This is a genomic window from Mesorhizobium sp. M0998 (genome assembly GCF_040318885.1).
Lineage (GTDB): Bacteria > Pseudomonadota > Alphaproteobacteria > Rhizobiales > Rhizobiaceae > Mesorhizobium.
Map to the genome: position 1 here is coordinate 140,232 of NZ_JAMYND010000007.1, position 19,442 is coordinate 159,673.

Genomic DNA, 19,442 nt, shown 5'->3' on the forward strand with positions numbered 1-19,442 from the left:
GCTTCTCACTCCAAGCCAAAGGAGACTTGCGATGTTTAAAACCCTGACACTTGCCGTAGCAACCACCGCCGCGCTCGCCGTCACCAATGCCGTCGCCGCACCGCGCGTCGAGCACGTCACATTCTCCTCGCATGGTGAGCAGCTTGTCGGCGAGCTCTATCTGCCGGAGGATATGGACGCGGCAAAACCTCGGCCGGCGCTGGTCGTGACCGGCGCCTGGATGACGGTGAAGGAACAGATGCCGGCCCGCTACGCCCGCGAGATGGCCGATCGTGGCTTCGTCGCCTTGACCTTCGATTTTCGCGGTTGGGGCGAAAGCGGCGGCCTACGCCGCCAGTACGAGGATCCTAGGGCCAAGATCGCCGACATCGAAGCGGCGGTCGCCTATCTCTCGAGCCGGCCCGAAGCCGATCAGGACCGCATCGGCGGGCTCGGCATTTGCGCCAGCTCCGGCTATATGGTCACCGCCGCCGCCGAAAACGCGGCGATCAAATCGGTCGCCCTCGTTGCGCCCTGGTTACAGGATGCCGAAGTGGTCGAGCAGGCCTATGGCGGCAGGCATGGCGTCGCCAGGCTTGAAGCCACGAGCGATGCGGCAGAGGCGGAATATCGCCGCACCGGCAGACAGGCATTCCTTCCGGCCGCGAGCCTGACCGACGAGCGCGCGATCATGTTCAAGGTGCCTTACTACACCGAACCCGATCGCGGCATGATCCCGGCCTGGCGCAACGAGGCCGATCCGGCGTTCTGGCGCGGCTGGCTGACGTTCGACGCCATCCAGGCTGCTCCGCGCCTGCGCCAGCCTTTTTTGATGGTGCACAGCGAGGCGGCTGCCATTCCGCAGGGGGCGCACAAATTCTACACGCGGCTGAACAGTTCCAGGCGGGAGCTGTGGCTCGACAACGTCACCCAATTCGATTTCTACGATCGTGCCGCGCCGGTGGAGGCCGCAAGCGATGCCGTCGCCGCGCACTTCCGCGCGACGCTGGGCAGTGCGGGGGAGGCGGGACAATGAGCCTCGTCACGCGCCGGCATGTCCTGGCCTCGGCGGTTTCCGCTGCGATGATTTCCGCCGTCTCGGCGCCCGCCTCGAGCGCTCCGGGAGATGCGCTGACGGTCAAAGACAGGATCGCAATCGCCGAGGCGATTGCCGGGATCGGCCTCTATGCCGATCTGCGTGAATGGAACCGGGTCAGATCCTATCTCGCAGCCCGTGTCACGACCGACTACACCAGCCTCTTCGGCGGCAAGGTCACGACTAGCGGCCGCGACGCGTTGATCGCGCAGTGGCAAGGGCTGCTGCCGGGCTTCGACGCCACCCAGCACCTCATAACCAACATCACCGTCGAGGGCGCGGGCAATGACGCGGTCGCACGCAGCCATGTCCGCGCAACCCACTGGATCGGCGGGCGGTTCTGGACGGTCGGTGGCAGCTACCTCCACCGGCTGGTGCGGACGCCGGAAGGTTGGCGCGTCAAGGCAATCTCCATCCGCCGCTTGTACGAAGAGGGGGATCGCGCCGTTCTGGCCGCCGCTGCCGGCCGGGTAAAGGCGGAGGCCAAATGAGTGTTCGGGTTTGCGCAGGCCCAGTCGCGCGGCGAGGTTGCTCGGAGCATCGGCAACGTGAATATTGATCGAAATGTCGGGGCAGGCTTGGCGCATGCGGCATTAGTGCCGCCAACCGCGGAGACAGGACATGACCCTTTCATTGCAGGAGGTTTCCGATAGGCTTGAGACTGTAGCGGGTTCTGAAGTTGATCCGCCGACGCGAGCCGTCGGCAGATCACGGTTGTTCCAGACCGCTCAGGCGGTCTTGCTCTTCCTCTGGCTCAAAGCGCCTAGCAGCGCCTCAGCTGCCTCGCTCGATGATGCTGGGTTCTGACCCGTGATAAGCTGGCCATCGACGACTGTGTGGACGCCCCAGTCCTTGACCTTGGAGAAAACCGCGCCGAGGCTGATCAGCTCGTCCTCGACCAAGAACGGCACGACATTCGTGAGACCTACGGTCTCCTCCTCGCTATTGGTGAAGCCGGTGACGTAGCGTCCCTGCACAAACGGCGTGCCGTCGGGACTGGTCACGCGATGCAGAACGCCCGGTGCGTGGCAAACGAGGGCGATCGGCTTGCCGGCCGCGATGAAGGATCCGATCAGCTTGATCGAATTCGGATCTTCGGCCAAATCCCACAGCGGGCCGTGGCCGCCGGGGTAGAAGACCGTGTCGAAGTCCTTCTGGTCGACACTGTCCAGGCGCACGGTTTCTGCGAGCTGCGCCCTGGCAACCTCGTCAGCACTGAAGCGCCGTGTAAGGTCGGTCTGGAACATAGGCTCGTCGCTTTTCGGATCGAGAGGCGGCTGGCCGCCCTTCGGCGAGGCGAGGGTGATCTCGGCGCCGGCGTCCTTGAAGACGTAGTAGGGGGCTGCCAGTTCCTCGAGCCAGAAGCCGGTCTTCTTGCCGGTGTTACCGAGAGTGTCGTGGGAGGTGAGTACCATCAGGACTTTCATTGTCGGATCCTTTTCTCAGGTGATGCCGCGCCGATGAGGCGTCGTAGTTGGTTGATTTGGAGCTCAATCGGCCGCGTCGGCCTGTCGATGCACGGATAATGGCACCTGCCCATGTATTTCAGAAATTTATTTCATTTATTTTATATATTCATGTCGAGATTATATCTCGATGAGATACGATCTGAACCTGCTCCCGGTTTTCTTGGCCCTGATGGAAGAGCGGAGCGTGACACGGGCAGCAGCGCGACTGGGCATCACCCAGCCGGCGCTGTCCAATTCGTTGAACCGCCTGCGCGACACCCTCCGGGATCCGCTATTCATCCGGGAAAGGTATGGCATAAAGCCGACGCAATTGGCCGAGGAGATCGCTCCGACGATCGAAGCAGCGCTGGCGCAACTGGACGATCTCATTTTGAACCAGCAGGAGTTTCAGCCAGCAAAGGCCGAACGGCTGTTCACGCTTGCCCCCAACAGTTACGTGGAGCTTGTGTTGATGCCGGCCCTCGTCGCGAGGACGCGTGAGCTGGCGCCTGGTATCAAGCTCCGCATGACAGCATTTGGCAACGATCTCGCCGAGACCGGCGTCATTTCCGGTACCACGGCCATGGTGATTGGCCGGATCGTCGATCCGCCGGGCAATCTTGTCGTCCAGCATCTTATGGACGATGGGCTCGCCTGCGCGGTGCGCAAGGATCATCCCGACGTTCGAGACCATATTTCCCGAGAACAGTATGAAAGGCTCAAGCACGTGAACGTGCTCCCGCCGGGCCGGCTGCGGGCGGGCCTCTTCCAGGCATTGGAGCAACAAAACCTCAAGCGAGAGATTGCCCTTTCTGTCACGCACTTCCTGGCCGTACCAGAGATGCTTGCCGTCACGGATTACTGCGCAACGCTGCCGAGACTGATCTGCCGCAGCCTTGAGAGGGATCCGCGCCTGAAGATACTACCGGCGCCCGTCGACCTCGGCACTTTTCCAGTGCAGATGGCTTGGCACATTCGCTACCGCCACGACCCAGCCCACATGTGGTTGCGTTCGATGATCGGCGAATTGGCAAAAGAAATGACGTCGGAGACCTAAGACGGCTTTCTTGTATTCGCGTTGATGTCCGCAAAGGCCAAACCGGGCCATTCATCGTGCCGTATGCCGAGCACCAGATCCGGACTTGCCCGAGCTATCAGCAAGCGGCAGCTAGGGTCGCACCATGCCGCCAACTAAGTGCTGTCCGTCACGACCGACTATACCAGCCTCTTCGGCGGCGAAGCCGCGACCAGCGGCAGCGACGCGCTGATCGCGCAGTGGCAAGGGCTGCTGCCGGGCTTCGACGCCACCCAGCACCTCATCACCAACATCATTGTCGAAGGCGCGGGCAATGACGCGGTTGCACGCAGCCATGTCCGCGCAGCCCACTGGATCGGTGCCAGGTTCTGGACGGTCGGCGGCAGTATCTCCACCGGCTGGTGCGGACGCCGGAAGGCTGGCGCGTCAAGGCAATCTCCATCCGCCGCTTGTACGAAGAGGGGGATCGCGCCGTTCTGGCCGCTGCGGCCGACCGGGTAAAGGCGAAGGCCAAATGAGTGTTCGGGTTTGCGCAGGCCCAATCGCGCGGCGAGGTTGCTCGGAGCATCGGCAACGTGAATATTGATCGAAATGTCGGGGCAGGCTTGGCGCATGCGGCATTAGTGCCGCCAACCGCGGAGACAGGACATGACCCTTTCATTGCAGGAGGTTTCCGATAGGCTTGAGATCGAACAGCTGCTTGTTCGCTATTGCTATGCGGTGGACGATCGCGACTGGGAAGCCTATCGCAAAATATTCACACCCGATGCCTTGCTTGACGACACTGTAACAGGTGGAATCAGGAGCGGTGTGGATGAGCATGTTGCTTACATGAAAGGCGCCCTTTCCAAGATATTGATCTCGCAGCACGCCATTTCGACAATCCTTCTGGATCTCCGAGGGGACGAGGCCAGCGCGCGCGTGCATTGTTCATGCCCGATGGTGGTAGACCTCGGCGAAGGCAAAAGGCAGGTCTTCTTCCAGGGGCTTTGGTATCGAGACCGCGTCGTACGCACGTCCGAGGGCTGGCGCATAAGTGAACTGGTCGAGGAAGGCTATTGGAATCACAATTTGCCGGAGGGGTTCGCGTTCTGACGTCTGTTACGCGCTGTGCTGGATCCGCCCCGGACGCCGTTCTCAGACCTGGCAGCTACTGGCGCAACACGGTGTTCTTGGTGCCTTCTTCGACCTGGTCGATGACCAGCAGCTTGACCGGGTCGGCGCCGACATTGGTCGCCTGATGCCATTGCCCGATCATCTCGATGATGAAATCACCTGTTTGATAGGTGTTGCTCTTGCCGGTCTCGACATTGGTGACCTGAAGCGTGCCGGCCTCGACATAGGCATAGCGCGGAAACGGATGCTTGTGGACCGGCAAGGTCGCGCCCGGCGCGATCTGATAGGCCGAGACCAGGACCTGGACGTTGTTCTGCGGCAGCGTGATCGGCTGGCCGGACGCGGTCTCGGTGCGAGAGGCAAGCGGGGTCACGACAACCGGCGTCCCGCCGGCATCCAGCGCCTGGGCGTTGTTTGCAAACAGTGCAGCCGCGAGCAGCAGCGTCGGCGCCAAGATTTTTCGCATGATTCCCCCAGGCTGCGTCAGCATCGCGCAGCACGCATTGGTGCGCAAGCTTGTCTGTTGGGGAGCGCCTTATCCCGCTCTTCTGAACATGCCTGGCGTCATGCCATGCATAGCCCGGAATGTACGGGACAGATGGCTCTGGTCCGCGAAACCTGCTGCGATAGCGGCGTCGGCGAGGCCAGATCCCTGTTCGATCAGCGCGCTCGCCCGGCGCAATCGCCGGTCCCGGATATAGGCCGCCGGCGTCAGGCCGATCGCCTTGTTGAAGTCGCGGATGACCTGGAACCGGGTCACGCCTGCCACGCCGGCAAGCCGCTTGAGGTCGAGCTGCGAGCCAAGTTCGCTTTCGATAAGGTCGCGACAGAGCGAAAACCTCCGCTGCGATCCTGAGCTTTCGATCTCTTCGGCCTGTCCGCTCGAGCCGCCATGCCGAACGATCAGCCGTCGCAGCGCCACGAGCAGGGACGTCTCGGCCGTCATTGTTTCCGGGGATGTCGAGCCCTGGTGTGCTGCCATCAATGCCGCGGCGAGACTGCTGTCTTCGATCGTCGCGCGCGAAAACATTGGAGCGCCGTCCCGGCCGAGTTCGCGGGCAAGCGCGGTCATCAGCGGCACCGAAGGATAAAACGTCCGGTAAGCCCAGCCTTCGTCCGCGCCGCGTTCGCCGTCATGCCACTCCTCGGGATTGACGACGGCAATGGTGCCTGCCGGAGCGAGAACGCTTTGGCGGCCGATGCGAATGCGTTCGCAGCCGGAGGTGATCAGGGCGACCACATAGGTCGGGTGCGTGTGCAGGTCGTAACGGTGCCGGGTGAAGCGCGCCTTAAACAGACCAAGGTCGGGGAAGCACGGATGGCGCCAGAATTTCCCGGTCTCTGCCGCTTCGTTTGTCCTTGCCATGGTCAATCCGGTTCAAGACGCTTCTCGTCCGGCCTTCTATGGCTGGCAGGATCAAACCGCGCCGCCTTGCCGGCGTGAAAGGAGGCATCATGCTGCATAATGACCCCATCGCCGCGCTGACACCAGAGGTCATAGGCTGGCGGCACCATATCCATGCCAATCCGGAGCTCGGATTCAATGAATACGAAACGGCGCGTTTCGTTGCAGAGAAGCTGCGCTCCTTCGGCGTCGATGAGGTGCATGAAGGGATCGGCGGCACCGGCGTCGTCGGTGTCCTGCGCAGCGGCGCTGGAACGTGCGCTATCGGCCTTCGCGCCGAGCTCGACGCGCTTCCGGTGCTGGAGAAAACCGGCCTGTCCTATGCTTCGAGGCAAGAGGGCGTGATGCACGCCTGCGGCCATGACGGCCACGCCGCGATGCTGCTCGGCGCCGCCAAATTGCTTAGCGAGTCGCGCGCCTTCGACGGCGCCGTCACTTTCATCTTCCAGCCAGCCGAGGAAAACGAGGGAGGCAGCATGCGCATGATCGAGGACGGCCTGTTCAAGCGCTTTCCGGTCAAGGCGGTCTATGCGGTCCACAACTGGCCGGGCTTCAGGCTGGGGACGATCGCCGCCCGCGTCGGGCCGCAAATGGCGGCCGTCGATAATTTCGAGCTGACCTTCGAGGGTCTTGGCGCGCATGCCGCGATGCCGCAGCTCGGCGACGACCCGATCCTGGCCGCCAGCGCCTTCGTGCAAGCCGTCCAGCGCATCGTCAGCCGCTCGGTCGACCCGCAGAGCGCGCTTGTCGTCAGCATCACGCAGATCCATGGCGGCAATGTCGGCAACATCGTGCCGGGCAAGGTCTGGCTGCAAGGCACCTGCCGCTTCTTCGAGCAAGGCCTTTCCGACCATTGCGAGAGGCTGATCGGCGAGATCGCACAAGGTATTGCCGCCGCGCATTCGCTCAAGGCCAGGCTCGACTACAGGAAGGGCTATCCGCCGCTGATCAATACGGCGGATGCGACGGCCCGCGCCGTCGAGGCCGCCGCCCCCGTCGTCGGCCGGGAGAATGTCTTGACCGAGTTCAGCCCCAGTCTCGGCTGCGAGGATTTCGCTTTCATGATCCGCGACGCCGGCGGCTGCTATGCCTGGATCGGCGCCGGCGAGGCTGGCCCGGGCAAAGGCCTGCATGGCGACCGCTACGTTTTCAACGACGAGATCGTGCCGACGGTGATGCGCTATTACGTCAACCTGGTCGAGCAGACGCTTCCGCGGGCCGATCCTTCGACAGCAGTTTTTCCGGCGTGATCGGCAACTCCCGGATCCGCTTGCCTGTGGCGTCGAAGACGGCGTTGGCAACAGCAGCGGCAACGCCGGTGGCGCCGAGTTCGCCGATGCCTTTGCCGCCGATCGGGCTGGCATGCTCGTCCACCTCATCGACGAAGTGGATTATGATGTCGCCGGGAATGTCGGCGTTGACCGGAATGGCGACCCCGGAAAGGTTCTTCGACAGGAACCGCCCAAGCACCGGTTCGTGCCTGCTCTGCTCCATGGCCGCCATGCCCCAGCCCCAGATGATGCCGCCCGTCATCTGGCTGCGTGCGGTGCGGGGATTGACGATGCGGCCGGCGCTGTAGCTGCCGACGGCGCGACGGAGCCTGAGCAGGCCGAGCCCCGGATCGACGCCGACCTCCATGAAAATCGCGCCGAAAGTGCGCATGGCGAGGCCTTTGCCATGCTGCGCCGGATCGAACGAGCCGGAGCCGACGATCTCGCCGATGTCGGTATGGCTCATCACATCGGCGATCGTCTGACCGCCGGCAGCGCCCCTGCGGCGAATCTTGCCGTCCTGCATCTCCACCTCGTCCGGCAGCAGATTGGCAAGACGGGCAAGCTGCGAACGCGCATCTTCGGCTGCGGCAAGCACCGCCGCGCCCACCCCCATGGTCGATGACGAGCCATAGGTCGGTCCCGCCTCCGGCAGCTGCGTATCGCCCATTTCCAACTCGATCTTCTCCATCGGCAGGCCCAGCACGTCGGCTGCGATCTGCGGAAAGATGGTGAGTGTTCCGGTCCCTATGTCCTGCGTGCCGGTGCGGATGAGCACCGTGCCGTCCCTGTGCAGCCTGACCTCGGCTGCAGGCGTCGGGTGGCGGAAACAACCCATGGTACAGGTCGCCATGCCGTAGCCGATCAGCCAATCGCCGTCGCGTTGCGGCTTGCGCGGGCGCTCGCGCCAGCCGAACAGGCGGGCGCCTTCCTCATAGGCCTCGCGCAGCTTCTTCGATGACCAGGGCTGGCCGGTGGCCGGATCCGTGTCCGCATGGTTGATCAGACGCAGGTCGAGCGGATCGACGCCCAGGCGGTGGGCGAGCTCGTCCATCGCGCTTTCGAGGGCCCACGTGCCTGGACCCTCGACCGGCGCGCGCAGCGCCGTCGGCATGGCGACGTTCGCGCGCTCGACGCGCTGGCTGAGACGCATCGCCGGCGTGGCGTAGAGACCCTTCGAGGCTTCGGTGGCGAACTCGACGAAATCGTCGCTCACGGTGGTCAGGTTGATCACGTCCTGTTGCACGGCGGTCAGCTTGCCCGAGCTGTCCGCCGCCAGCACGATCTTCTGCGCCATGCGCGGCTGATAGCCGAGACAGGAATAGGCGTTGGCGCGGCTTAGCGCCAGCCTGACCGGGCGCTGCATGATGCGCGCGGCGGCGGCGGCCAGCACCTGATGCGGCCAGATCCAGCCCTTGCCGCCGAAGCCGCCGCCGGTATGGCGGGAAATCACGCGGACCTTCTCGGCCGGGACATTCATGCGGGCGGCAAGCACCTGGCGGACACCGTAGACGTGCTGCGTGGCATCGTGCAGCGTCAGCTCTCCGTCATTCCACTCAGCGAGCGTCGCCGAGGGCTCCATGGCGTTGTGATGGCGCGACGGCTGCAAATAGACGGCTTCGACCGTGGCGGCGGCGTCGCTAAGCCCGCGGTCGACCTCGCCCTTCGTAAACGTCGGCTCCAGGAACAGGAAGCCGCTCTCCCTCGGCACGACCGCAGCCTTGTCGATGGCGGTCCACTCCGGCGGTGCCGGCAATTCCGGCTCGGCGAACTCGTAGCGCAATGCGACGCGGCGGGCGCCGGCCTCCGCCGCCTCCAGCGTCTCGCCCAGCACAATGGCAAGCGGCTGACCCTCGTGACGTATCTCGTCGCCCTGCATGGGCATGAAGCTCTGCGCGGCCGGCGGGCCTTCGGCCTGCTGCATCTGCGTATCGGGCTCGGCCCTCGGCGATGCGAACCGGCCGAATTTGGGCATGTCCTCATGCGTGAGCACACGCACGACGCCCTTCTCGGCGAGCGCGTCGTCGACCATGATCGACGTCACGCGGCCGGCCGGAACGGGCGCGGTCACGAGTACCGCATAGAGCAGGTCGGGGGCGAAATAGTCGGCCGCATAGCGGGCGCGGCCGGTCACCTTGGCGCCGCCGTCAGGGCGGGCAACAGGCTGGCTGATCATCATGACGGCATCCTCGCTGCTCTTTCGATCGCCCGCAAAGCGGCGGTCTTGGCCAGTTCGATCTTGTAGGCGTTCTGCGACAAGGGACGCGCTTCGGCGAAGGATTGCTCGATAGCGGTGCTCAACGCCTCGCGATCGCCGATTTCGGCGCCGGCGAGCTGCTCCTCGGCGGCGCTCAGCCGCCACGGCCGCAGCGCGACGGACCCCAGCGCCAGGGCAGCCCGACGAATGGTTTGGCCGTCCATCTCCAGTACAGCGGCGGCGGAGACGATGGCGTATTCGTAGGATTCGCGCTCGCGCACCTTGAGGTAGGCAGATCGCGGCGCCGGCGCCGGCAGCTCGATTGCCGTAATCAGTTCGCCTTGCTGCAACACATTGTCCGCCTCGGGCCGCGTGTCGGGAAGCAGGTGGAATTCCGTTGCCGGAATGCGCCGGCCGCCGCTGCGGTGCGCGGTGACGATGACCGCATCAAGTGCTGCCAGCGCCACCGCCGGGTCGGATGGCTGGGTGGCGACGCAATCCTCGGTCCAGCCGAAGATTGCGTGATTGTCGTTGATGCCATGCAATGCCGAGCAGCCGGAGCCGAGCTGACGCTTGTTGCATGGCAGCTGCTCTTCGGCACGGAAATAGGCGCAGCGCGTCTTCTGCAGCAGATTGCCGCCTATCGTTGCGAGATTTCTCAGTTGCGGCGACGCCGCGTTGAGGATCGCCTGGCTCAATACGGGATAATCGCGCATCACCAGCGGATGCTGCGCGACATCGTTGAGATGCGTCAGCGCGCCGATCGTCAAGCCGCCGCCGGGCAGTGCCTCGATCTGATCCAGCCCATCGAGGCGGGAGATATCGATGATCCGCGCCGGCCCGGCAATTCCAAGGCGCAGCCAATTGAGCAATTCGGTGCCGCCGGCGAGAAAGGCGCTGTCCGGCGCGGCACCGGCCGCGATCGTGTCGCCCAGGCTGTCGGCGCGCGCGTAGACGAATGGGGTCATTGGCTCACCCTCCCGGCCGCCGCGCGCACCGCCTCGGCGATTTGCGGATAGGCGGAGCAGCGGCACAGATTGCCGCTCATCCATTCGCGGATCTCGGCATCGGAGCCGGTATGTCCCTCCTCGATCAGCGCCGCCGCCGACATCACCTGGCCGGGCGTGCAGAATCCGCACTGGAAACCATCATGATCGATGAACGCCTGCTGCACGGGATGAAGCGCGTCGCCGTCTGCCAGCCCTTCGATCGTCGTGACCTCGCGTCCCTCGCAGGACACGGCAAGTATCATGCAGGCATTCACACGCCGTTCGTCGAGATGCACGGTGCAGGCGCCGCACTCGCCGAAATTGCATCCCTTTTTCGTTCCGGTCAGATGAAGCCGCTCGCGCAGCAGGTCGAGCAGCGTGACGCGGGGATCGAGATCGGAAAGGCTGTGATCCTCTCCGTTCACCCGCAACCTCAATAGGTGCCGATCGTGGAAGTTCATGTGGGGGTACCTCGAAGCACATGCCGTACTCGCCGCAAGGGACTCGTCCAGCAAGCAGCCACCCACCTGTCGAGGCGAAATAGGGCGGTCAATTCCGGTGAAAAGGCGCTGCCGGTCAGGGAAGGCTAAAAAACGCGCATTTGAGATTTGCGGCGGAAACGCCCTGAATGCCGCCGCAAAAAGTGTCACCGTAATTCCGTAATTCCCGTCATTCAGGTTGGCTTGGGCGGCCTACATTGGGAACATTGCCGCGCCGCTGTCCAATCTAGGGCAGGCGGCTTTCCAGGGCAGGGCGGCCTTGCGACTGGCAATGTCGTCCGGCAAATGAAAGATGAAGCTGAGAACTACGAGTTCGCGATCGGACGACGCCAGGATTCGCCGCAAGCGCACAGGAAACGAAACGTGACCGTGATCGCACTGAGGCGCTACTCGTTGCCGGCGGGCCGAGGAGGATTGCTCGTGAAGGTCGGCTAGGGACGGTATCGCGCGGCAGTGTTGAACGCGGCCTGGGGATCAGTACGATCACGAGGGAAATCAGGGAGCGGATCGCCGCGGTGGCAAGGAGGTGCTCCATGCCGGTCATGGCGTCTGTGACCGCAGGGCAGGCGCTGTCGAAATCCGCACCCGGCTTATGCCGCTGTTTCCCGTGATGCCACCGCGCTGCACACGCCTCAGCCAGCACGTTCAATTCTCACCGTGACGGAACCGGGACGATCAAAGCTCGAAACATCGCCGGCGACCTTCCCGAGCACACGATGCCGGGCGACGGGACGCGACCATTCCGATAGCAGATCACGAAATGATCGGAACTCCACAGCCCGAGCGTGCCGACCGAGAAGTCGCGCTGCCGTGTCTGTTCCGGAAATGGAGCCGGTAGATTTACCGGTCTTCTTCCTGGCGAAGGTGGTCGCTCATCTCAATGGTAAGCGGCAACATCTGAGCAAGAGATTTTGCGGCTTCGTTATCGGCAAGATCGGCCGTGACCTCGCCCCAGTCTGATGAAATGCGAATACGTTCTTGAGCCATCCTGGGTCCAACCATTCCAAATGCGATAACGCCAGCGCTCAGCAGTGATTTCAGCACGGGTCATTCCTCCGTTTTCTAGGCAGATGGAGCCCGCCCCAGCAAACACAGGCTCCATCTCGTCAGTCACGCGGAGAGGTGCTGATTGAAGAAGCTGGTAAGCCTGTCGAACGGAATCAGGTCCACACGGTCGTAGAGATCGACGTGACCGGCGCCCTGGACCCAAACCAGTTCCTTGGGCTCGGCTGCCAGTCTGTAGGCTTCCTCGCTGAATTCCCTCGAATGCGCCTGATCGCCGCTGATGAACAGCATTGGGCGCGGCGAGATCGTCTCGATGTCATTGAACGGGTAGAAGTTCATGAATTTGACGTTGCTGGTCAGCGTCGGCTTAGTCGTTATCTGGTCGGAGACACCCGCCGGGGTAAACTCTCCGCGGGGTGTCCGATAGAAATCGTAGAACTCGCGCTGGATGGGATGCGTCGACGCGGTCAGTTCGAGATCAGTGCCGCCCGTATACTGGATTTGGCCGCCTTCGAACTCGGAGTAGCGCTGTTCGGCGGCCGCCGCGATGATCTGCTTCCGTTGCTCGACGCTTAGCGAGTGATTGAGTGCGTTTCGGTTCGCCGCGCCCATGTCATACATGCTGACCGTGGCGATGGCGCGCATGCGCGGGTCGATCTTGGCGGCGCTGATGACGAAGCTGCCGCTGCCGCAGACACCAATCGCGCCAATGCGGTTGCGGTCCACGAACGCGTGTGTCCCGAGGAAGTCCACCGCCGCGCTGAACGCCTCGGCATAGACATCCGGCGAAACGATCTGTCGGGCTTCGCCCCCGCTCTCGCCCCAGAATGGCAGGTCGATCGCCATGGCGATGAAGCCCTGCTCGGCCATCTTGGTGGCATAGAGGGTCGCGCTTTGCTCTTTCACCGCGCCCATTGGATGGCCGACGACGATGGCCGGATGACGTGCATTGCGGTCGAGGTTCTTGGGAACGAGCAGATTTCCCGCAATATTCATCTGGTATTGGCTTTTGAAGGTCACTTTCTCCAGCGTCACCTGACCGCTTGTATAGAAATTGTTTGCACCGTTTGACATGTCTTGAGCCTTTGCGAAGGGAAAGTTGAAGAGTGACGCCCCACTGAAGGCGGCGATGCCGGAGCCGGTCAGCTTCAAAAGCTCCCGCCGGTGGATTTCACGCGCTGGTATTTTCGTATCAGGGGTATTCAAAGGCATTTCCGATCTCCTGTAAGTTTGGGTTGGAATTGAACCACTCGCCACTTTGGCCAGTCCTCTTCGAGTTTGAGCAGACGCCGACCGTTGCCGATCAGCGCGATTGCGAAGCCGGCCAGAACCAAGCTGCCGATGAAGATCGCGGAGATCGTCAGACCATACAGCAGCACCCCTCCGACTACCGCGCCCAGAAGGATCGAAGCCTGGATCGCCGCGACCATCAGGCCTGCCGGCGGCCTCGGCCGCATTTTGCGACATCCATGTCATCCAAATCACCGACATCGCGGTAATGCATTGTTGCAGTGCAAACCTAATGGTTTTGCCATAAAGCGATTACCCCTATAAATCGGCATGAACCTATCGACCATATCGAATAATCCGCTGCAAGCGACGGAGAGAGAAACGTCATGGCCAGAACCGATCTCAACCAATTGACGTGGTTTCAGGCTGTCGCAGAAGAGCGCAGCTTCACCAAGGCGGCGGCAAAGCTCGGCGTCGCGCAATCGACGCTCAGTCACACGATCAAGCAGCTCGAAACACGCATGGGCATACGCCTTCTGACCCGCACGACGCGTAATGTCGCGACGACCTTTGCGGGCGAAAGGCTGCTACAGACGATCACCCCGCGCATTGGTGAAATCGAAGACGAGATCACAGCGCTGATGGCGCTCCGCGAAAAGCCGTCAGGCTCGATCAGGTTGACCCTGTCCGACCACGCGCTCGAAAGCGTCGTCTGGCCGAAGCTTAAGCCGGTCCTCAGCGGCTATCCCGACATCGGCGTCGAACTGATCCTGGACAGCACCTTCCGCAACATTGTCGAGGAAGGTTTTGATGCCGGTGTCCGGCTTGGAGAGAGCGTCGAGAAAGACATGATCGCGGTCCGCATCGGCCCGGACTGGCGCTTAGTCGCCGTGGCTTCGCCGCGATACTTCGCGGCGCACAGCGTGCCTGTGCATCCGCAGGATCTGGTCCGGCACGTCTGCATCAACATGCGTCACGAAACCGCCGGTGGTCTGTACGCATGGGAGTTCGAGAAGGATGGACAGGCGCTGCGTGTCCGTGTGGACGGTCAACTTACCTTCAACAACTCCTACGCCATGATCGACGCTGCAGTGAGTGGCTATGGCATCGCCTATGTTCCCGAGAACATCGTGGAGCGGCACGTCGTCTCAGGATTGCTGGTGAAGGTCCTCGACAACTGGTCACCCTTCTTCGATGGCTATTTTCTCTATTATCCGAGCCGCCGCCAAAACCTTCCTGCGTTCAAGATCATTGTCGACGCGTTGCGGCATCGGGATCCGTCGGGATCGTGATGTTCCCTTCGTCATATTGTACTCAGGGGCGTGGTCGATAGCGGCTCATTCCTGAATCTCGATAGGCGCAGCAGGAAAGGCATAGGTCGAGGTCCGGTATCCAACTCGAAGCGTTAGTTATAACCAGAACATCGCGTCGATGCTTGCGCGAAGGTTGGCCACAACTTTCTTCCCCATCGCGCCGGCTGGAGCGAAGCGCATGATCCTACAGGGAAATTGAATAGGTCCGCGGCCGCATCGCACCGCAGCGTAGATGTTGGCTCCCCGGGCCGGATTCGAACCAGCGACCAACCGGTTAACAGCCGGTTGCTCTACCACTGAGCTACCGGGGAACAGAGGCTCTTGCGTGAGTGGGGCAGCCTATAGCAAACCCGTTTCGGCTTTGCAAAGAAGCATTTCGCATTTTTTCGATGCTTTTTGGCGCGAGGCTTGCTGGCAATGGCCGGCGAGCGCCCTCATATGAGCTGTCTCTCGCATGTCAAGGAACAGAAAAGGCCGTTGCGGCTTTCTCCGGCTGATGGTGCTACTGATGCAAACGGATCGACATTTCACATGACGGCAATGAGCGACGAACAGCCACCGGCCCGGAAAATCTCGGTCTTCGGCCGCCAGTTCACCATGCCGCGCTCGCGCGGCCTCAGGATTGCGATCGGCGTTGTGCTGATCATCGGCGGCATTCTCGGCTTCCTGCCGATCCTGGGTTTCTGGATGGTACCGATCGGACTGCTGGTGCTCTCCTACGAATTTGCCCTGGTGCGTCGTCATCGGCGCCGCTTCGTCGTCTGGTGGGAGCGACGGCGCCGGCCTGACTGAGATTGCCCCGCTGACGGCCGCCAGCCTGCCATATGTCGGCGAGCGGCGTCGTCCGCCCATACGTTTACCGAGGTTGGTCGAAGCAGCTCTCCAGACGTTCGCAAAGCTCCTTGAGAACGGCGGTAGCCGATGCCAGCCGCGCCCGGTCGCGCGGCGGCAGGGTGTTTGCGCCTTCTATGCTGAGGCGGTCGATGGCATAGCGCACAAGCTCTGCAGACTGCGACAATCCGCGCGACGTGCTGTCCTTCGTAGCTGCTCGACGCATGGCGGAGCCTCCTCTTTGCCCAACGTGGCCGCCGGTTTCGGGTTCCCGTCGCCCAGAATCATGCTTAACGATAAGCTAATATGTTATTGCTAAGATGGGCATTGCGTTGATAAGGCAGGGCATGGAAGGTCGAGGAACCGTTGGGAATGCATGGTGGCCGCTTGACGGCATTTTCGCCGCAACCTATTGGAGCCGGGTGGAACGCCGGGAGCAATGAGGCCTCGTGGCGGAGTGGTTACGCAGAGGACTGCAAATCCTTGCACCCCGGTTCGATTCCGGGCGAGGCCTCCAATGCCCGAGCTCCCGCGCGTCAGCGCCAGGGGGCTTCAGTTCCGGTCGAAACAGCCGCGGCCTTTGCGCGGCAAGCGGATGGTTGGAACATGAGCGCTGATTTTGCCGAACGCCGGGTGAAGATGGTCGACGGCCAGATCCGCACCACCGACGTGACCAGCGCACCGCTGCTCGAGGCGATGCTTGTCGTGCCGCGCGAGGCCTTTGTCGGCGCCGGCCAGCGTGACCTTGCCTATATCGACGAGGACATCCGCATCGCCGATACGGCCGACGGTCCGCGCTATCTGATGGAACCGTCGCCATTGGCCAAGCTGATGCAGCTGGCCGATATCGGCCCAAGCGATTCGGCACTCGATGTCGGCTGCGGCACCGGCTATGCGGCGGCGATCCTGTCGCGGCTGGCAAGGTCCGTGGTGGCGCTGGAAAGCGATCCGGCGCTGGCCGAGACCGCCACTTCGACGCTTGCGGCGCTGGGTTGCGGCAATGTCACGGTGGTCCACGGGCCGCTGCCGCAAGGCCACGCAGAGAAGTCGCCTTACGACGTCATCCTGATCGGCGGCAGCGTCGGCGAGGTGCCAGCGGCGCTGTTCGACCAGCTTGCCGAAGGCGGCCGACTCGTCGCCGTTGAAGGGCAGGGCAATTCGGGCGTAGCCCGGCTTTTTTTTAAGACTGGAGGGGTTGTAACGGGAAGACGCGCATTTAATGCGGCAATTAAGCCACTACCGGGATTCGAACGCATTCCCGCCTTCGAATTCTGAGTGATTTTGCCTTGCAGCGAAGGCGCTGTCATGATCGCTTGCGTTTGAACAATCGTTGCTGATCTGCATAACCGGGTGTTTCTTGGGGGCTTTCAGCGGGGGAACGATAAAAAACGCGGCGCCGGCTGATCAGAAGGAGAAGCCAGCGTGGCGCAGTTCCCGTGCAAAACGAATGAGGGAATATAACGTGCCGTCTGTACGCAAGTTGCTTTTTACCGCTGTCCTCGTTTCGGCGACCGCGCTTTCTCCAATGGCCGCCTCGGCCGAAACCATTCTCGGGGCACTTTCAAAGGCCTATCAGAACAATTCCTCTCTCAATTCTTCACGCGCCGGCGTTCGCGTCACCGACGAGGGCGTTGCCATCGCCAAGTCCGGCTGGCGCCCGACCATCACCGGTTCCGGAAGTATTGATTATACCGCCAGCCACAGCAACCTGTTGCACCGAAACATCTCGTTGACCACCGGCAACTTTGGCGTCGAGATCGACCAGACGCTGTTTGACGGTTTTCAGACCAGGAACAATGTGGCGGCCGCCGAATCGCGGGTCCGCGCTTCGTTCGAAAGCCTGCGCAACGCCGAAGAAAACACTCTTTTCAACGCGGCAAGCGCCTATATGGACGTCATCCGCGACCGTCAGGTCGCCGTGCTGACCGAACAGAACCTGCAATTCCTGACCGAGCAGGCGCGTGCGGCGCGTTCGCGCTTCGAGGTCGGCGAAGGTACCCGCACCGACGTCGCGCAAGCCGACGCCCAGCGTGCCTCCGCGGTGGCGCAGTTGAGCGCCGCCCGCGCCCCGGCGCTGGCAAGCGCCGCGACCTATCGCCAGATCGTCGGCGACGAGCCGGGCAGGCTCAGGCCGGCTTCGCCGGTGTCGAAGCTGTTGCCGTCGAGCCTCGATGCAGCGATCGCGATCGCATCGGCCGAGCATCCGGCCATCCTCGCCACCGCGCATCTGGTCGACGCGGCGGCGTTTTCGGTGAAGTCTGCCGAAGGCGCGCTGCTGCCGCAACTCTCGGCGTCGGCGGGTGTTTCGAGCGCCTATCGCGGCACCGCGCCCGGCTCGCTCTCCTCGACACAGGATGGCGTAACCAATTCGGCGAACATCGGCGCGACATTGACGATACCGATCTATTCCGGCGGCCGGACCTCGGCATTGGTTCGCCAATCAAAGGAATCACTTAGCCAGGCCCGTATCGAGGTCGATGTCAGCCGCGACACCGTGCGCCAGGCGGTGACCTCGGCATGGTCGCAATACACCGCCGCGCAGCAAAGCGTCACGGCCAACCGGCAGGTGGTCGCCGCCGCGCAGCTTGCCCTGAACGGCGTCATCGAAGAGCGCAATGTCGGCCAGCGCACCACGCTCGACGTGCTCAACGCGCAGGCGACCCTCATCACCGCCAAGATCAATCTTGTCAGCGCCGAACGCGACGTGGTGGTGGCGAGCTATGCCATCCTCTCGGCGGTTGGCCATTTGTCGGCAGACCGCCTTGCGCTCAACGTGACGAAGTACAGGCCCGAAGAGCATTACAACGCCGTCAAGGACAAGTGGATCGGTCTGCGCACGCCGGACGGCCGCTGATCGCCAGGCCGTGTTTTCAGCCCGCGCTCGAACGACGCGCGGGCTTTCAACTCCCGACCCTAATCTGTTGAAATCCGAGATGTCGCCAGATTGGGGATTCTCGCAAGCCGTTCCGTCGGTTACGCTGTTGCCATGATTCGAATCCGGCATTGCCGGACAGGAAATCTGAGAACGAGTCACAAGGGCGGCGGATGTGACGATGGCGACGGCAAGCAGCGTACAGCGCGAACCTTCCATGGAAGAAATACTAGCTTCCATCAGAAGGATCATCGAGGACAGCGATACCGGCCGCAAGCAGCCGGGCGACGCCGACGAGCTGCGCCAGGATCTGCAACCGGCGCCGGCAGCCGGACTGGCAGCGGAGGGGGATGCGTTCCGCTCCGAACTGCGCGGCGGACTGGAGATCGCCAAGCCGGCCACGCGCGCCGAGGTGCAGCCAACGGCCGCGCCGGTCATTGAGCCCCTGGAAACGCCGCTGCGCGCCGGCCCGGAAAAGGCAGCGGTGACGCTGGCTGAGGTGAACACCGCTCCCGCAAAGCCGGATCGGCCTGCGACAGCCAAGGCTGCCGAGACGACCGACACCATCATCGCCGATTGGCGGCGCGAGATCGCGGCGGTCGGCGACGCGATGGCCAAGCCGGAGCGCGCCGAGCCACGCCGGACGCCGGACGCCGAGCCGAAAGCCGAGGTTTTCGAGAACGAGGCGACTGCTGAACCTGTGCCGGAGCCTTCGGAAATTGGGCCGGAGCCTTCGGAAAGCGGCCCGGAACGTTCTAAAATCGGCCCGGAATCTTCTAGAATCGGATTGGCGCGTCCGGCGGCCAGCGAGGCGCCGTCCCTTCGGCCGGCGATCCTTTCGGAGCATACGGGCCGGCAGGTTGCCGCCGCCTTCGGTGAGCTTTCAGACGCGTTTGCCAGCCGCAGCAAGAAGACTTTCGACGAGATGGCCGAGGAGATGCTGCGGCCCATGCTGCAGGACTGGCTGGACAACAACCTGCCGACGCTGGTCGAGCGGCTGGTGCGCGGGGAAATCGAGCGCGTCGCGCGCGGCGCGCAGTAGCAATTCGGAGAGCCGCCAATGGGCGGCGCTCGACCGGCGAATTGTCGAAGTCGGCGCTGCCCCTCATCCGCCTGCCGGCACCTTTGTAACTTGTTTCTTGCCGACTCTGCTA

General features: G+C 62.9%; 21 protein-coding genes and 2 tRNA genes. 12 read left to right on the forward strand and 11 right to left on the reverse strand.

Going from position 1 to position 19,442, the window contains the following annotated elements:
• Positions 1–31: 31 nt before the first annotated feature.
• The gene (locus NKH59_RS09415) at positions 32–1,015 is read left to right on the forward strand and encodes an alpha/beta hydrolase (RefSeq protein WP_352539716.1); all 984 of its coding nucleotides are present in this window, start codon (positions 32–34) and stop codon (positions 1,013–1,015) included.
• Positions 1,012–1,566, forward strand: coding sequence for a nuclear transport factor 2 family protein (locus tag NKH59_RS09420; RefSeq protein WP_352539717.1), 555 nt, complete (start codon positions 1,012–1,014; stop codon positions 1,564–1,566). Before NKH59_RS09415 ends, NKH59_RS09420 begins: the two co-directional genes overlap by 4 nt.
• A gap of 237 nt (positions 1,567–1,803) precedes the next feature.
• On the opposite strand, the gene NKH59_RS09425 is transcribed toward NKH59_RS09420, so the two are convergent.
• Positions 1,804–2,502, reverse strand: a complete 699-nt coding sequence (locus tag NKH59_RS09425; RefSeq protein ID WP_352539718.1) for a type 1 glutamine amidotransferase domain-containing protein — start codon at positions 2,500–2,502, stop codon at positions 1,804–1,806.
• A 169-nt stretch (positions 2,503–2,671) separates the two neighbouring features.
• Between NKH59_RS09425 and NKH59_RS09430 the strand changes: the two genes are divergently transcribed.
• The 3 genes from NKH59_RS09430 (at position 2,672) to NKH59_RS09440 (ending at position 4,654) form a co-directional block, all read left to right on the forward strand.
• Entirely contained in the window at positions 2,672–3,580 is a 909-nt protein-coding gene (locus NKH59_RS09430) for a LysR family transcriptional regulator (RefSeq protein WP_352539719.1), read from the forward strand.
• 138 nt (positions 3,581–3,718) lie between these two features.
• Positions 3,719–4,060, forward strand: a complete 342-nt coding sequence (locus NKH59_RS09435) for a nuclear transport factor 2 family protein (RefSeq protein ID WP_352539720.1) — start codon at positions 3,719–3,721, stop codon at positions 4,058–4,060.
• A 147-nt stretch (positions 4,061–4,207) separates the two neighbouring features.
• Positions 4,208–4,654: a nuclear transport factor 2 family protein gene (locus NKH59_RS09440; protein WP_352539721.1), complete on the forward strand. Its 447-nt coding sequence runs from the start codon at positions 4,208–4,210 to the stop codon at positions 4,652–4,654.
• A 55-nt stretch (positions 4,655–4,709) separates the two neighbouring features.
• Here NKH59_RS09440 and NKH59_RS09445 read toward each other — a convergent pair whose 3' ends face one another.
• Both NKH59_RS09445 and NKH59_RS09450 read right to left on the reverse strand, forming a co-directional pair.
• The gene (locus NKH59_RS09445; protein ID WP_352539722.1) at positions 4,710–5,141 is read right to left on the reverse strand and encodes a cupin domain-containing protein; all 432 of its coding nucleotides are present in this window, start codon (positions 5,139–5,141) and stop codon (positions 4,710–4,712) included.
• A gap of 69 nt (positions 5,142–5,210) precedes the next feature.
• The gene (locus NKH59_RS09450; RefSeq protein WP_352539723.1) at positions 5,211–6,041 is read right to left on the reverse strand and encodes an AraC family transcriptional regulator; all 831 of its coding nucleotides are present in this window, start codon (positions 6,039–6,041) and stop codon (positions 5,211–5,213) included.
• Between the two features lie 89 nt (positions 6,042–6,130).
• Here NKH59_RS09450 and NKH59_RS09455 point away from each other — a divergent pair, with 89 nt between their 5' ends.
• Positions 6,131–7,330, forward strand: a complete 1,200-nt coding sequence (locus NKH59_RS09455; protein WP_352539724.1) for an amidohydrolase — start codon at positions 6,131–6,133, stop codon at positions 7,328–7,330.
• On the opposite strand, the gene NKH59_RS09460 is transcribed toward NKH59_RS09455, so the two are convergent.
• From NKH59_RS09460 to NKH59_RS09485, 6 genes are all read right to left on the reverse strand, one after another.
• Positions 7,269–9,530, reverse strand: coding sequence for a xanthine dehydrogenase family protein molybdopterin-binding subunit (locus NKH59_RS09460; RefSeq protein ID WP_352470372.1), 2,262 nt, complete (start codon positions 9,528–9,530; stop codon positions 7,269–7,271). The two genes, NKH59_RS09455 and NKH59_RS09460, sit on opposite strands and share 62 nt — an antisense overlap.
• Complete coding sequence (locus NKH59_RS09465; protein ID WP_352539725.1) at positions 9,527–10,516, reverse strand: FAD binding domain-containing protein; 990 nt, start codon at positions 10,514–10,516, stop codon at positions 9,527–9,529. The genes NKH59_RS09460 and NKH59_RS09465 overlap by 4 nt, the downstream gene beginning before the upstream one ends.
• Positions 10,513–10,998 (reverse strand): (2Fe-2S)-binding protein, encoded by a 486-nt coding sequence (locus NKH59_RS09470; RefSeq protein ID WP_352539766.1) that lies wholly within the window; start codon positions 10,996–10,998, stop codon positions 10,513–10,515. The genes NKH59_RS09465 and NKH59_RS09470 overlap by 4 nt, the downstream gene beginning before the upstream one ends.
• Before the next feature lie 879 nt (positions 10,999–11,877).
• On the reverse strand, positions 11,878–12,081 hold the full coding sequence (locus NKH59_RS09475; RefSeq protein ID WP_352470375.1) for a cyclophilin-like fold protein: 204 nt from the start codon (positions 12,079–12,081) through the stop codon (positions 11,878–11,880).
• A gap of 66 nt (positions 12,082–12,147) precedes the next feature.
• The gene (locus NKH59_RS09480; protein ID WP_352614028.1) at positions 12,148–13,194 is read right to left on the reverse strand and encodes an alpha/beta hydrolase; all 1,047 of its coding nucleotides are present in this window, start codon (positions 13,192–13,194) and stop codon (positions 12,148–12,150) included.
• Positions 13,195–13,244: 50 nt separating this feature from the next.
• A complete protein-coding gene (locus tag NKH59_RS09485; protein WP_352470377.1) occupies positions 13,245–13,472 on the reverse strand; it encodes a hypothetical protein in 228 nt (75 codons plus the stop codon).
• A 186-nt stretch (positions 13,473–13,658) separates the two neighbouring features.
• Between NKH59_RS09485 and NKH59_RS09490 the strand changes: the two genes are divergently transcribed.
• A complete protein-coding gene (locus tag NKH59_RS09490) occupies positions 13,659–14,564 on the forward strand; it encodes a LysR family transcriptional regulator (protein ID WP_352539727.1) in 906 nt (301 codons plus the stop codon).
• Positions 14,565–14,821: 257 nt separating this feature from the next.
• Here the strand turns inward: NKH59_RS09490 and NKH59_RS09495 are convergent.
• Positions 14,822–14,896 (reverse strand) — tRNA-Asn (locus NKH59_RS09495).
• 220 nt (positions 14,897–15,116) lie between these two features.
• Between NKH59_RS09495 and NKH59_RS09500 the strand changes: the two genes are divergently transcribed.
• Positions 15,117–15,377: a hypothetical protein gene (locus tag NKH59_RS09500; protein WP_023676401.1), complete on the forward strand. Its 261-nt coding sequence runs from the start codon at positions 15,117–15,119 to the stop codon at positions 15,375–15,377.
• 64 nt (positions 15,378–15,441) lie between these two features.
• On the opposite strand, the gene NKH59_RS09505 is transcribed toward NKH59_RS09500, so the two are convergent.
• Positions 15,442–15,642 carry a hypothetical protein gene (locus NKH59_RS09505; protein WP_352816856.1) on the reverse strand — a complete coding sequence of 67 codons (201 nt, stop codon included), beginning with the start codon at positions 15,640–15,642 and terminating at the stop codon, positions 15,442–15,444.
• Between the two features lie 217 nt (positions 15,643–15,859).
• Here NKH59_RS09505 and NKH59_RS09510 point away from each other — a divergent pair.
• The 4 genes from NKH59_RS09510 (at position 15,860) to NKH59_RS09525 (ending at position 19,330) form a co-directional block, all read left to right on the forward strand.
• Positions 15,860–15,933, forward strand: a tRNA-Cys gene (locus NKH59_RS09510).
• Between the two features lie 89 nt (positions 15,934–16,022).
• Positions 16,023–16,691, forward strand: a complete 669-nt coding sequence (locus tag NKH59_RS09515) for a protein-L-isoaspartate O-methyltransferase family protein (protein ID WP_352470404.1) — start codon at positions 16,023–16,025, stop codon at positions 16,689–16,691.
• A 187-nt stretch (positions 16,692–16,878) separates the two neighbouring features.
• Positions 16,879–18,270, forward strand: a complete 1,392-nt coding sequence (locus NKH59_RS09520) for a TolC family outer membrane protein (protein ID WP_353021611.1) — start codon at positions 16,879–16,881, stop codon at positions 18,268–18,270.
• A 199-nt stretch (positions 18,271–18,469) separates the two neighbouring features.
• Positions 18,470–19,330: a DUF2497 domain-containing protein gene (locus tag NKH59_RS09525; protein ID WP_353021612.1), complete on the forward strand. Its 861-nt coding sequence runs from the start codon at positions 18,470–18,472 to the stop codon at positions 19,328–19,330.
• Positions 19,331–19,442: the final 112 nt, after the last annotated feature.